Source organism: Flagellimonas yonaguniensis (assembly GCF_029193885.1).
In the GTDB taxonomy this organism is placed as follows: domain Bacteria; phylum Bacteroidota; class Bacteroidia; order Flavobacteriales; family Flavobacteriaceae; genus Flagellimonas; species Flagellimonas yonaguniensis.
This window is the reverse complement of sequence record NZ_JARFVB010000011.1, coordinates 36,442-51,256: the sequence shown is the minus strand read 5'-3', so window position 1 is coordinate 51,256 and position 14,815 is coordinate 36,442. Positions and strand designations below refer to the sequence as shown.

11 protein-coding genes are annotated in these 14,815 nt (G+C 42.3%); 10 read left to right on the top strand and 1 reads right to left on the bottom strand.

The features are described from left to right. Positions 1-20 precede the first annotated feature (20 nt). The gene (locus PY092_RS14810) at positions 21-2,711 is read right to left on the bottom strand and encodes a putative LPS assembly protein LptD (RefSeq protein ID WP_275616587.1); all 2,691 of its coding nucleotides are present in this window, start codon (positions 2,709-2,711) and stop codon (positions 21-23) included. A gap of 129 nt (positions 2,712-2,840) precedes the next feature. Here PY092_RS14810 and PY092_RS14805 point away from each other — a divergent pair, with 129 nt between their 5' ends. The 10 genes from PY092_RS14805 (at position 2,841) to PY092_RS14760 (ending at position 14,802) form a co-directional block, all read left to right on the top strand. Beyond that, complete coding sequence (locus tag PY092_RS14805) at positions 2,841-4,037, top strand: N-acetylmuramoyl-L-alanine amidase family protein (RefSeq protein WP_275616586.1); 1,197 nt, start codon at positions 2,841-2,843, stop codon at positions 4,035-4,037. A gap of 66 nt (positions 4,038-4,103) precedes the next feature. Next, positions 4,104-5,087: an MlaD family protein gene (locus PY092_RS14800; RefSeq protein WP_275616585.1), complete on the top strand. Its 984-nt coding sequence runs from the start codon at positions 4,104-4,106 to the stop codon at positions 5,085-5,087. Then, positions 5,088-6,413 (top strand): 4Fe-4S dicluster domain-containing protein, encoded by a 1,326-nt coding sequence (locus PY092_RS14795; RefSeq protein ID WP_275616584.1) that lies wholly within the window; start codon positions 5,088-5,090, stop codon positions 6,411-6,413. 10 nt (positions 6,414-6,423) lie between these two features. Beyond that, the gene (locus tag PY092_RS14790; protein ID WP_275616583.1) at positions 6,424-7,215 is read left to right on the top strand and encodes a (Fe-S)-binding protein; all 792 of its coding nucleotides are present in this window, start codon (positions 6,424-6,426) and stop codon (positions 7,213-7,215) included. A gap of 76 nt (positions 7,216-7,291) precedes the next feature. Further along, complete coding sequence (locus PY092_RS14785) at positions 7,292-7,774, top strand: ABC transporter ATPase (RefSeq protein WP_275616582.1); 483 nt, start codon at positions 7,292-7,294, stop codon at positions 7,772-7,774. A 91-nt stretch (positions 7,775-7,865) separates the two neighbouring features. Continuing rightward, complete coding sequence (locus tag PY092_RS14780; RefSeq protein WP_275616581.1) at positions 7,866-10,778, top strand: glycoside hydrolase family 3 N-terminal domain-containing protein; 2,913 nt, start codon at positions 7,866-7,868, stop codon at positions 10,776-10,778. Positions 10,779-10,807: 29 nt separating this feature from the next. Beyond that, entirely contained in the window at positions 10,808-11,950 is a 1,143-nt protein-coding gene (gene bshA, locus PY092_RS14775) for an N-acetyl-alpha-D-glucosaminyl L-malate synthase BshA (protein ID WP_275616580.1), read from the top strand. Then, positions 11,947-12,414, top strand: a complete 468-nt coding sequence (locus PY092_RS14770; protein ID WP_275616579.1) for a hypothetical protein — start codon at positions 11,947-11,949, stop codon at positions 12,412-12,414. The genes bshA and PY092_RS14770 overlap by 4 nt, the downstream gene beginning before the upstream one ends. 114 nt (positions 12,415-12,528) lie before the next feature. Then, entirely contained in the window at positions 12,529-13,701 is a 1,173-nt protein-coding gene (locus PY092_RS14765) for an OmpA family protein (RefSeq protein WP_275616578.1), read from the top strand. A 117-nt stretch (positions 13,702-13,818) separates the two neighbouring features. Continuing rightward, positions 13,819-14,802: a sulfotransferase domain-containing protein gene (locus PY092_RS14760; RefSeq protein WP_275616577.1), complete on the top strand. Its 984-nt coding sequence runs from the start codon at positions 13,819-13,821 to the stop codon at positions 14,800-14,802. Positions 14,803-14,815: the final 13 nt, after the last annotated feature.

Below are 14,815 nucleotides of genomic sequence, written 5' to 3'. Positions count from 1 at the left end.
ACGAATAAAAGCAATAGCTACTAGCGCTGGCTTCTGTTTTCCCATTTGATATCGCTCAATATGGAACTCTTTATCCCAATAAAGAAATACCAGCGTTCATATCTGCCAAAAGGAGTCCAGTCAAAGCTTAACCTAAAGCTGCCCAAATCACGTTTAAAGGCAAATCGGGTATCGGTAAAACCTTTGTTCTTTAAATCGTACCCTGAGTTAAAACCGACTTCCCATTTGGGTGTCAGTTGTACGTTCCCAGAGAACATTAACGAGTGATTGGTGATTTCGCTTTGCCGATTATTGTTGTTGTACGAAGCCACATAGGTAAATCGGGCATCCCAAGGGAGTTTATTGTTGTAAATGGGCTGGTCTCCATCCGCATTCTTGTCCTCTCCACCTCTATTGTTTCCTCTGTCGAAATTAGAGCTTTCGCCTCTTACATCATCCATGGCAAACGGGTTGTCACTGAAATTCGATTGTCTCTCCTCATCATCCGTTTCCTTTGCCCCTCCTTTTTGGAACATTTCGCTGTTCAGGGAGAAACTGGTATTTATCCTAGCAGAGGTCAAACGTGCAATGCCACCACCGTTTTTGATGTTCAATGTATTGATTCTCCTTCCGTTGTTATCGATGGCATAGGGATCGAATGAGGCCGCAAAGTTGATGGGCACATTTTTAATGATCTCCGTGGCACCGCTCATGCTTATGGGGCTTAATTTGAGCGAATCCGCTTCTAGGTTATAGCTTGCGGAAAAGGAAAGGTTGCTCAGGATTTTGACTTTTTTGGGTTCTGTGGCCGTGGAATCCTTGTCCCTGATCTTGGCTTCCAATGAGTTTTGAAGGTTGAAGCTAAGGGAACTTCCCTTATTCAAAGAAGGACTGCCATAAATACTGGTTTCATAAGGGGTATATTCCACTTCATCCCCATCCCCATCCACATAGGACTCGTAAAATTGCTCAAAAGAAGGCGTGTAACTATAACTGATGGAGGGACGCATCACGTGTCGCAACGCCTGAATCTTTTTATCCTCCCCCCGATTCCAAGTTCCATAAACCGTGGTACCTATACTGGTTCCAAAACTATATCGGTTGAACCGATCGAAGCCTGCAATGGTATCGGTGACCACTTCTTCCAGCTCTTGGTCATATTGTCTTCGAATGGTCTCCATGGTCCAAACATCCTCATAGCTTCCATTTAAACTCACACTTAGATATTTGGCCAACTTAAAGTTGGTGGCCACTGGGATCCTGTGACGTGCACCGATTCTTGCATCATCGAACATCCCGCTTTTAAAAAAGTTTTCCTCTGTAGTGGTAATGCTGTTCTGGGCATTGACATCATACTGGAAATTGATGTTCTCAAAAACCCCTTTTTTGACCGCGTCCCGCTTTACAAAAGGATAGATACGTTCCATACTGGCCTGAAAGGTGGGCAAAGACATATTTATGGTCTGTGTCCTTGAGTTTTGGGTGTGGCTTACCGTTAAACTCGTGTTTACCGACGGATAGTTGGGGAAGGTCTTTGAGTAACTTATGGAGGAGGCAAAGGTGTTGGTCTGTGAGTTGTTCCGGTTGACCTGGTTCAGCGAGTTGGTGTAATATTGGCTGGACCCCAAATTTACCGATGCCGAGAATCTGGAATTTGGACTGGCCTTGGTATCCTGGGAGTGCGAAATCCGGATATTGTAATTGCTCGTTCGGCTATAGTCATCAAACCCCTTTTGACTGGTTACCAGATTTTCGTAACTGATATTGATGTTGCCCTTGAATTTATATCTTTTGGAGTAAATGGATCTTCCTTGCAGCCCATAGCTGCCATTGGTATAGTAATCCCCTGTGATACTCAGGTCTACATAGTCACTAATGGGCAGGTAATATCCTCCATTTTGGATAAAATACCCCCTTCTTGGATCGTTTCCGAAGGTGGGGAACAAAATTCCCGCCACTCTTCCCGTAGTGAGCGGAAAATACGCAAAAGGCAAGGCTATGGGTGTGGGCACATCCATAATGTACATATTACTGTAGCCCGCTATGATTTTCTTTTTGGGGACAAACTTGGCTTTTCTTACCCTGATATAGTAGTCGGGGTTGACCGTATCCTTGGAGGTGGTCAGTTTGCCCTCATTCAAGAAATAGACCGAGTCGTTCTCCTTTTTGGTCTTTTCGGCATATACTTTCATGGCGTCACTTCCCAATTGTCCCAAACCTGCTTCCTGCTCGGTCCTTGAGTTCCAGATAAGTGCCTTTTCGGTGTCAAAATTAAACCGAATGGAATCGGGCCGGACCTCTTGATTCCCTTGTTTGAAATAAGGCAATTGGGAATAATTGCCCAAGGAATCCTTCATTCGTCCGGCATAGACTTCGTTTTTAACATAGTCCATTACGATGACACCAGCTTTGAGCTCGGTATCCTGATAATAAATCTCAGCTTCATCGTACAGATAAATTTTATTGTCCTTTTGACTGAGCTTTACATAATCTTTGGCTTTGTACTTTATGTTGTCCAACAGCAACGGTTGCTTTTTTGGCACGGTATCTGTTTCAACAGAATCGGTCCTGATGGAGTCGTTGAGAATGTTCGGGGGGAGCAAAGGAGCATAGATCGTATCCTTGATGGCCTTGATGGGCAAAGGAGTAATTGGATCTTCCTGAGCACTTAAGGTAGCGATGCCACAAAGAAGAACAAATAGGAAAAGTGAAAGATGTTTATTTGGTTGCAACGTGATAAATCCTATTTTTGTGCTAGTCGGCCCAGTTTTTGGGGTCAAACTTACATATATTTTTTGTTCTACTTATTGGGGATTACAATATTTTTAACCAATTAGGAAAGCTATAATTACTCAGTTCTTATGAATAAAAGCCGGTTGACATTTTTAGTTTCTCTACTACTGGTCCTCCCTTTGACCTCTTTCAACAAAAATGATACCGAGGTTCAACACAAGGATAAATTTGTTGTTGTTTTGGATGCAGGCCATGGAGGACACGATCCGGGAAACCTCGGTAATGGGTATTTAGAGAAGAACATTGCATTGGGAATTGTATTGAAGGCAGGAAAAGAACTGGAAAAATATCCAAGCATAAAAGTGGTATACACACGTGATGATGACACCTTTGTGGATTTGTTCGAGAGAGGACAGATTGCCAATCAGGCCAATGCCGACCTTTTTGTATCGGTACACTGTGATTCCCATAATTCCGATGCGCATGGAGCAGGGACCTTTGTTCTGGGGTTGCATGCCAATAGGCAAAACTTCGAAGTGGCCAAAAAGGAAAACTCGGTAATCTATCTGGAAGATAATTACGAACAACGATATGCCGAGTATGATATCAATTCCCCGGAATCCATAATCGGGTTGACCATTATGCAAGAGGAGTTTTTGGAACAGAGCATTCAATTGGGAAAAAAGCTTCAGGACAACTTTACCAAAAAACTTAAAAGAAAGGACAGAAAGGTAAAACAAGCAGGTTTTATTGTGCTACACCAAACATTTATGCCAAGTGTTTTGGTGGAGTCTGGTTTTTTGACCAACAAGAGCGAGGGAAGCTACCTCAATTCCCAAAAAGGACAAAATGAAATGGGAAAAGCCATTGCAGATGCAATATTGGCTTATAAAGAAGAAATCGGTTTTACGGCCAGTTCCATATCCACCCCCCCTAAAATTGAGGATACCAAAGTAAATTTGGATATAAAGGAAGAGGCCCCAAAAGAAAAAGTAGTTGAAGTCGAGTCCCCGAAACAGACATCCAATACCAATGAGACCATTGAGGAGACGGAGGACACAGCCACGGACTCAGGAGTGGTATTCAAAGTACAATTGATGGCCAGTGGAAAAAACATTGCCTTGGAAGCAAGCAACTTCAATGGTTTGAGCAAACTGTCCAAGGAGCCCTACAAGAATATGTTTCGATATATGTATGGGAATGTAAGTACATTTGAGGCAGCCAAGAAGTTAAAGCAAGATGCGGATGCAAAAGGATACACCACATCGTATATCGTGGCATACAAAAATGGGGCAAGGGTTCCGATTACGGACGCATTGAAGTAGAATCATTTCAAAAAACACTCTTGTTATAATTATTCCTAAATTTGTTCAAACCATAAACCGAATCTTTTGAAACTATCCAGGGAAATCAAAACTGGGATTATCGTAGTCGCAGGAATTGCAGCCTTTATTTTTGGGCTCAGCTACTTAAAATCCTCTCCTCTTTTTGAAAACAATAAGACTTTTTATGCTGTTTACGATGATGTTGGAGGACTTCAACCAGGAACCCAGGTCTCCATCAATGGATTCAATGTGGGAAATGTGACCGATATAGGTTTCAAGGACAGTTCGGGCAAACTCTTGGTAACCTTGACGGTCAACAACGATTTTGAATTTTCAGAAAACAGTATAGCGGAACTTTTTGATACGGGTATCATCGGAGGTAAAGCAGTACAGATTGTCCCGGTTTTTGATCAAGCCCCACAGGCAAAGTCAGGGGATACCTTGCAGTCCAAAATAAAACCAGGAATCACGGAATTGGTGCAACAGAAGCTTACCCCTTTGCAAATGAAGGTTGAAGGTGCGGTGTCCAATGCCGACTCCTTACTGATGAACGTCAATCAAATACTGGACGACCCCACAAAACAACAATTACAAGAGACCATAGTTTCATTGAACCAATTGGTGAAATCCTTCAAAGGAAGTGCCGATAATCTGAATGCTTTGTTGGATAACAACAAAGCGCAATTGGACAGTTCCTTGAAAAATGTTAACCATATCACGTCCAATTTCTCCAAACTTTCAGACTCTTTGGTCAATGCTGATCTGGGCGGAACCTTGACCGAGTTCCAGAGCACAGTAAGCAAATTGAACGGTATCCTTGCCAAAATAGAGGAAGGAGAAGGCTCTTTGGGTAAATTGCACAAAGATGATGCGCTCTACAACAACTTGGCCGAGGCATCAAGAGAGTTGGATTTACTGTTGCAGGACTTTAGACTGAATCCAAAGCGTTATGTCAATGTTTCCGTCTTTGGCAAAAAGCAAAAGGACTATACCCTTCCAGAAAACGATCCCGCTGAGCAGGATTCCATTCAACAAAAAGAAAATCAATAGATGGAGTATTTACCCAACATCATATTTGCCGTGGCCCTTATCCTGGGCATTGGTTTTTTTGCCCGTAACGTAAAAAAGCTGTCCCGAAACATCAAGCTTGGAAAGGATGTCGATGTAAGTGATAACAAAGGGCAACGATGGAAAAACATGGCAAAAATAGCCTTGGGTCAGACCAAAATGGTCGTGAGGCCCATAGCCGGTTTGATGCACGTGATCGTTTATGTGGGATTCATCATTATCAATATAGAGGTGTTGGAAATCATGCTGGACGGTCTTTTGGGAACACATCGACTCTTCTCACCATTGGGTTCCGTCTATGATTTCTTGATCGGTTCTTTTGAAATCCTTGCACTTTTGGTCATCGTGGCCGTTGTGGTGTTCTGGATCAGAAGAAACATCATCAGGATACAACGATTTGTCAAGCCCGAAATGAAGGGTTGGCCCAAGACCGATGGAAACATGATTCTTTACATCGAGTTTGTATTGATGCTATTGTTCCTGACCATGAACGCAGCGGATTTCCAACTACAACAATTGGGAGCAGATCATTATGCACAGGCGGGAGCATTTCCCGTAAGCCAATTTATTGTGCCCTTGTTGGACGGGCTATCTGAATCTTCATTGATCTTGGTGGAACGAACAGCTTGGTGGTTGCACATTTTGGGCATCTTGGCCTTTTTGAACTACCTCTATTATTCAAAACATTTGCATATCCTTTTGGCTTTCCCGAACACCTATTACGGAAAAGTAAAACCGCAGGGGCAATTCAATAATCTGGCCTCCGTTACCAAAGAGGTGAAATTGATGATGGACCCCGATGCAGACCCTTTTGCGACCCCTGCCGAGGATGATGTTGCAGAGCCCGAAAAATTCGGTGCTTCAGACGTCATGGATTTAAACTGGGTGCAATTGCTCAACGCATATACCTGTACTGAATGTGGTCGTTGTACCTCGGAATGTCCCGCTAATCAAACCGGAAAAAAATTATCGCCACGTAAAATCATGATGGACACCCGTGACCGTTTGGAAGAAGTGGGCAAGAACATGGATACCAATAAGGGCGAGTTTGTTCCCGATGGCAAACAGTTGCTGGGCGATTATATCAGCCATGAGGAATTATGGGCATGTACCACGTGCAATGCATGTGTACAGGCTTGTCCCGTGAGCATTGACCCCTTGTCCATTATCGTCGAGATGCGCAGGTATCTGGTCATGGAGCAATCCGCAGCTCCCATGGAACTGAACAATATGATGTCCAATATAGAAAACAACGGAGCACCATGGCCATACAATCAAATGGACCGTTTAAACTGGGTTAACGAATAAATCAAGAGGGATGAGCGAACAATTGAAGGTCAAGACCATGCAGGAGTTTATGGCAGAAGGAAAACAGCCAGAAATATTGTTTTGGGTGGGTTCTGCCGGCAGTTATGATGATCGTGCCAAAAAAATAACCAAGGCCTTTGTGAAATTATTGAACAAGGCCGCTGTGGATTTCGCCGTTTTGGGTACCGAGGAAAGTTCCACGGGGGATGTGGCTAAAAGAGCAGGGAATGAATTTTTGTTCCAGATGCAGGCCATGATGAACATTGAACTGTTGAACGGTTATGAAATCAAAAGAATAGTGACCTGTGATCCACATTCGTTCAACACCATTAAAAATGAATATCCCGGTCTGGGCGGCAACTACGATGTGGTCCACCATACACAATATCTTAAAGAATTAATCGACAATGGCCGACTGACCCTGTCAGGGGATGGATATAAGGGCAAACGAATCACTTTTCACGACCCTTGCTATTTGGGAAGGGCCAATTCCGTTTTTGATGCGCCTAGGGAAGTCCTCGCCAAATCCAATGCCGAGCTGGTGGAAATGAAACGCCACAAAAAAACCGCCCTATGTTGTGGAGCGGGAGGGGCCCAAATGTTCAAAGAACCCGAAAAAGGGGATATGGACGTGAATGTATTGCGTACAAAGGATGCGCTGGAGACCAGCCCAAATATCATTGCCACGGGATGCCCTTATTGCAATACGATGATGACCGATGGTATCAAGGCCCACGAGAAAGAAGATAGTGTAACCGTTTTGGATGTGGCCGAAGTATTGGCGAACTCCCAAGGGTTATAGATTGAATTTACAAATATCAGGTCGAGCCTGCCTTTGTCGGCAGACAGGCGCAGTCGAGACCAAAATGAAAAAAAATATGCTAGCGGATTTTAATGAATTGCCCGAACACTCCAGAATTTGGATCTATCAGGCCAATAGGAGTTTTACCGAGGAAGAACTACAGGAGTTGGAGGAGAGCCTAACGGCATTCCTAAAGGAATGGACGGCCCACGGCAGTGATCTGCATGCGGGCTTTGAAATAAAATACAAGCGCTTTATTGTAATCGGATTGGACCAGACCAATGCCAGTGCATCAGGTTGTTCCATTGATGCTTCTGTGCACTTCATTCAAAGTTTGGAGCAAAAGTACAATGTCGAACTGTTGGATAGGATGAACGTTTCCTTCAAGCAAGGGGAGTATATCGCTTACAAACCCTTAAAGGATTTCAAAAAGATGGCCAAGGCCAAATCCGTATCGGCAAATACCATTGTGTTCAACAACTTGGTAGCGACCAAACAAGAATATTTAGAGAATTGGGAGGTTCCAGCGAGTGAAAGCTGGCACTCCAGATTTGTATAGTAAACATTTAATTTATCTTAATTTGCATACATTCTTCGATGAAATGCAATATTTTTATTGGCACTAAGTTCAGGTCATAGACACGATATTTATGCGGATAAACCTTTTCCTCACCCTTTTACTGTGTATTTGTTTGCAAACCTTTGGACAATATAACCCATTGGTCGTTAAAGATTCCGTGGCCCAGATGGCTTGGGTCGAAAATCGTTATGCGAATCTCTCGCTTGAGGAACGGATCGGACAATTGTTTATGGTGAGCGTTGCATCCAATCAGGGTAGGACGGCCACCGATAGGGTCAGGGACCTCGTTAAGGAAGAAGGTATTGGAGGGGTTATTTTTTTGGTGGGAGGACCTGTCCAACAGGCAACATTGACAAACGAATACCAAGCGGCTTCCAAAGTACCTTTGTTGATTGGTTCTGATGCCGAGTGGGGCATGGCCATGCGTTTGGATTCCACTTATGCTTTTCCTTGGAACATGACCTTGGGGGCCATTCAGGACAGTACCATTGTGGAAAAAGTGGGGTATCAGATAGGAAAACACGCCAAGCGTCTGGGAATTCATATCAACTTTGCACCCGATCTGGATGTCAATAACAATCCACAAAACCCGATTATCGGTAACCGTTCGTTTGGCGAGGACCCAAAAAATGTGGCCGAAAAGGGACGTGCTTTTATCCGTGGTATGGAAAAGTCCGGGGTGCTCTCGAGTGGCAAGCATTTTCCAGGCCATGGAGACACCGCAACGGACTCCCATAAATCCTTGCCCATCATCAACTCCTCCTTGGAACGACTGGACTCCATAGAACTGTATCCCTTCAAAAAAGCAATGGAAGCGGGTCTGAGCTCCACCATGGTGGCCCATTTGGATGTGCCGAGTCTGGAAAGTAGGGAAGGACATCCCTCAACCTTGTCAGAAAGCATTGTGACCGGCCTATTGAAAAACCAAATGGGCTTTGAAGGTTTGGTCATTACCGATGCCCTGAACATGAAAGCGGTCTCTGAGTTCGCTCCTGAGGGAAAAGTGGAACTGGAAGCGTTTTTGGCAGGAAACGATATGCTCTTGATGCCTGAAAATGTACTCAAGGCCAAAACAACCTTTGTGCAGGCCTACAATGAAGGTGTGATTACAGAGGAACGTTTGGCTGAATCCGTCAAAAAAATATTGATGGCCAAGTACAAGGTAGGCCTTTACAATTATCAGCCGGTGGATTTGGAACATCTGCTTGAGGATTTAAATGGAATTGAGAATGACGTCGTCTATGAGGAGGCCATTGAAGGGGCCATTACCGTTGCCAAGAACAACTTCTCCTTGATGCCCATCAAAAAATTGGACAACAAGAAAATAGCCTATGTGCATTTTGGGGATGATTCCGGTGCCGTTTTCCATGAATCACTGAACAATTATTTCAAAGTAACCCATATCAAGGCCAAGGATATTGCCGAGTACAAGAAGGAATTGGCTAATTATAATTTGGTGATCATTGGCTTCCATAAAGATAATTCCAGCCCATGGAAGGGCTATAAATTCTCCAAAAATGAGCTTTTTTGGTTGGAGGAGATATCACGATTACGTACCAGCAACACGATTTTAGCCCTTTTTGCCAGACCGTATGCCTTGCTGGATATCCTAAATTTTGATACCATGGATGGAGTAGTGGTGGGCTATCAGAACAGTGAAATTGCACAGGAAAAAGTAGCCGAGGTAATTTTTGGAGCCATTGGAGCAACAGGAAAATTGCCCGTATCGGCCCATGGAGAGTTTCCCGTGGGAACGGGAGTGGGCGTGAAACCCATACAACGCATGGGGTACAGTGTTCCTGAACGTGTGGGCATGAGCTCTGAAATGTTGGCCGAAGTAGATACACTCGTACAACACGGATTGGATTCTTTGATGTTTCCTGGAGCACAGGTGTTGATTGCGAGAAGAGGTAAGGTAATTTACAACAAGAATTTTGGTAAGCCTACCTATCAATCCAAGGATAGCATCACACAGGAATCCATTTATGATTTGGCTTCCTTGACCAAGATATTGTCCACACTGCCCATGATCATGAAGATGGAAGAGGAGGGGGAGATCACTTTGAACGATACCTTCAAGGATTTGATTCCCGAGTATGCTGATACCGATTTAAAGGATGTATCTGTCCTTAAGGCCTTATCACATTATGGACGTTTGCCTTCTTGGATTGCATTTTACTTGGATACCCTGAACAAGGAACGAAAGCCATCATCGGAATTTTACAGACAGAATCCATCAGAAGCTTTCCCGTATAAGGTTGCAGAACACCTCTATCTCACAAGGTCATTTAAGGATTCTATTTATAATAGAATTGGCAGGCAGAGCCTAAAGTCCAATAGGTATCGTTATAGTGATGTAGGGTATTACGTGTTCAAAGAGTACATAGAAAATACCTATAACAGACCTATCAATGAGTTGGTCGATGAATTTTTGTATAAACCTATGGGATTACAGCGGACCACGTTTAACCCATTGAACAAATTTTCAAAAGAAGAGATAGTTCCTTCCGAAGAGGACGACTATTATAGGTATCAGACGGTGCAGGGCTATGTCCATGATATGGGAGCGGCCATGCAAGGGGGTGTAGGAGGCCATGCCGGACTGTTCAGCACGGCCAACGAGGTGGCAAAGATCATGCAGATGTATCTGCAGGGAGGTTATTATGGTGGAGAGCGTTTTTTTAATGCACGTACGGTAAAGCGATTCAATACATGCTATTTCTGTAACAAAAATGTGAGAAGGGGAGTAGGTTTTGATAAGCCTCAATTAGAAGAAAAAGGACCGACTTGCGGATGTGTTTCAAGAAATAGTTTTGGACATAGTGGTTTTACCGGAACCTATACATGGGCAGACCCCGATGAGGAAATTGTTTATGTGTTTCTCTCCAACCGAACCTATCCGTCTGCAACCAATACATTGTTGATCAAATCTGGTTTGCGAACGCGTATTCAGCAGGCCATTTATGATTCCATTATCAATTAGGTACAAAATATTGCAGTAGATTTGTTCTTATGAAAATAGCGATTGTATGTTACCCAACCTTTGGCGGTAGTGGTGTTGTGGCCACGGAATTGGGTATTGCCCTTGCAGAACGGGGACACGAAGTTCATTTTATCACGTATCGTCAACCTGTTCGTTTGGAGCTTTTGGGCAACAACATCCATTTTCATGAGGTACACGTGCCCGAATATCCCTTGTTCCATTATCAACCTTATGAGCTGGCACTTTCCAGCAAGTTGGTGGATACCATCAAACTGTACGATATTGAACTGTTGCATGTGCATTATGCCATTCCCCATGCCTATGCAGGCTATATGGCCAAAAAGATGCTTCAGGAATATGGAATCTTTATTCCGATGATTACCACCTTGCACGGGACGGATATTACCTTAGTGGGCAAACACCCATTCTATAAGCCAGCGGTTACCTTCAGTATCAATAAATCCGATGTGGTAACTTCAGTTTCCGAAGCTTTGAAAAAGGATACCTTAAAGCTTTTTGATATTGAAAAGGAAATAGAGGTGATTCCCAACTTTATCGAAACCACCAAATACAAGAATACTTACACGGATTGCCAGCGTACAATGATGGCCAAGGAAGATGAGCGGATCATCACGCACATCAGTAACTTTAGGAAGGTCAAGCGTATTCCCGATGTCATTAAAATATTCAATCGTATCCAAAAGGAAGTGCCTGCAAAACTGATTATGGTAGGTGAGGGGCCCGAAAAGGAAAAAGCAGAAGATCTCTGCGATTCCTTGGGACTGAAGGATAAAGTGCTGTTCTTGGGAAACAGTAATGAGATCGATCGCATCCTTTGTTTCTCCGATATGTTTCTTTTGCCTTCGGAAACCGAAAGCTTTGGATTGGCGGCATTGGAGGCCATGATCAACAAAGTGGCGGTGATTTCCAGTAATACAGGAGGTATCCCAGAAGTGAACATTGACGGGGTATCCGGTTATTTGGCCGATGTTGGGGATGTGGAGACGATGGCCAGCAAAGCCATTGAAATCCTAAAGGATGATGATACCTTGGAAAAGTTCAAGAAAAATGCCTTCAATGTGGCATCCAAGTTTGATATTGTCCACATTCTTCCTTTATATGAAGATCTTTATGAAAAAGCCTACAAATCACGTTTCAAAAACACCTTTTGATCATTAGACATCTATTTTTCATAGCATTGACCTGCTTGCTTTCCTGCAAGGCCCAAAAAGATGGGCATACACTAGTTGGAGAACCCATGGAAGATATGGTATTGTTGGATCATGATAGTTTTACCAATATTGATTCTTTTGAAGCACGGGTCATACGGGATGCAAAATCCTTGAATAAATTTTATAGGGAAATCAATAAAACACGTAAACCTGGACTGCCCGTTCCCATGGTGGATTTTTCCAAGGATATGTTGGTTTTGATCTGCTTGGGCGAACAAAAAGGAGAAAAAACACCGATTTTATCCCAATTAAAGGAAAGTGATGAAGAAATTTTGATTGCCTTGGAGGTTGTGGAAGAAGAAAAAAGCGGAGAAATAATGGTTCAACCCATTTACTATCCATTTTACCTGTACAAATTACCGTTGGTCGATAAGCCCTTCACTTTTCAAAAAGTTGATAAATAGGACTTTTATGATAGTTGTTACCTGTTATCGAAAATAAACGCACTTTGAGGGGCAAAGTTCTATTTTTGAAAAGCATCATATAGATTTGAAGTCGATAACCTCAAATCGAATAAAATGAATATTTCAAAACCTTTAACCATGATGGTCATGGCATTTTTTTCCTATGCTTTGACTTTTGCCCAAGACCTAGAATTGACCAAAAAGGACAGTATTGTACAAAGCTACTGGTTGGTTACCGTTGGAGCCAATGCTGTGGATGACTCAGGACATGAATTCAATAGGCTTTTCGATTTTGATGGTGCTTGGAATATAGCTCCATACCCATCTCGGGTAAGTATAGGCCGATACTTTAAAAGTGGTATTGGTCTGGAGGCGATTGGAAGCTATAACCAGTACAAGGAAGGCAAAATCGTAGATAAAGTGGTCATGCAAGAAGATGTGGATTACTATGGATTTGATTTTAGAGTGAGCTACGATTTGAACATGATTTTGGGAGAGACCGGTTTTTTTGACCCATACGTAGGAATTGGTGCTGGATATACAGATGCCAACAACCAGGGTAGGGGAACTTACAATGCCGTTTTAGGTTTCAGAACATGGTTTTCCGATCATTGGGGAATGGATTTCAACTCTACAGGGAAATGGGCCATGGATACCGAAAATGCTACAAACCATATTCAGCATGCTGTTGGTGTTGCTTACAGGTTTGATGTTGAAAAAGGACTTTCCAGAAAAGGGGAAGAGAAGTTGGCTTTGTTGCAAGAAATGGAAAAAGAACAAAAAAGGGTTCAAGACTCCATTGCCAAGGCCGAAGAGGAAGCAAGATTGTTGGCAGAACGGCTACAAAAAGAGAAAGAAGCAGCTGAATTGGCCGCTGCGGAGAAGGCTAAAAGAGAAGCAGAAGAAGCCAGGAGGGCTAAACTTCAAAATAAAATCAATGAGTTGGGGAATGTATACTTTAAACTCAATTCCTCTTACTTGACTTCAAAAGATAAAGAATTGTTGGATCAGTTGGTTGTTATTATGGAAGATGAACCTAATTTGACCATTAAAGTAACAGCGCATACCGATTCAAGAGGAACCAAAAAATACAACCAATGGCTATCGGAGCGAAGGGCTGAACGAACTGTGGGTTATGTGATTTCCAAAGGAATATCCGAAGATAGAATCAGTCATGAGGCATTTGGCGAAACCCAGCTGACAAATGAATGTGCGGATGGGGTGCGCTGTACCGAGGAGCAGCATTCAAAGAATAGGAGGTCTGATTTCCAAGTGATTTGGAATTAGGATTAACCATAATTAAGCTAGTCGTTAACGATTAACTTGAAAATAAAAACATCAAAATTTAAGGGTTTAGTTTCATGTGTTTGCACCTCAGTATGTAGCACAATATAAAAGTATAGTATGAAAATAAGGTTGACCCCACAGGAACAAGCAAAATTCAAGTATGTATCATTTGCATCCAAGAAGAAAGATATAAAAGGTAATTTTCCAGATTTTTTAATTGTGGGGCCCCAGCGAACTGGAACTTCATGGCTTGCTGAAAACTTAACTTTTCATCCAGAACTAGGTATAGCGATTCCTAAGGAAATATATTATTTTAATAGATTAAGAAAGAAGAACAGAAGATTTTCGCTTTTTCATGAGTATTTCAGACGTAGTCTTAATAATATAAGCACTGTTGGATTGTCAAGGGTTTTTCGTGAATTATTAAAAGTGATTTACTTTGATTTTTTGATTACAAGGAAGTATCATGCCCACCGATTGGAATGGTATCTTAGTTTTTTTAAGATGAACTCCTTCATATACTGGAAACGGGGCATGAGGATGAAAAAAATAACAGGAAAATCTTACAAACCACAAATAATAGGCGAATGTACGGCCTCTTATGCTGTCTTGGATGAAGAGATAATTGATGAAATTGTAAAGTTAAACCCTGATATCAAGGTTATCCTTATGATTCGAAACCCATTGGATAGGGCCTGGTCCCATGCGATTAAGGACTTAGTGAAAATTCCAAACAGAGAATTCAAGAATGTTTCAAACGATGAAATCATAGAATTTTTAGAGGGAGGTTTTCCAAAGAAATGTGGATTCTATTCTGTACAGATTAAAAACTGGTCAAAATATTTAAAGCAGGGTAATCTTCATATTGGTCGTTTTTCCGATGTCTCTGATAGGCCAGTAGAATTACTTAAAGAAGTATTTAATTTTCTTGATGTTAAAGTAGCTGATAGTTATATTGGAGACGAAGTTAAAGAAGTTGTTTACCCCACGTCCAAAGGGCAAATTCCAAAAGAGGTAAAAGAATATTTAATTAAAACTTACCGTGATGAAATTAAATATTTGAATAAAGAATATAATTTTGATTTCTCTGATAAAATCTAAATTCTAGCTTCTT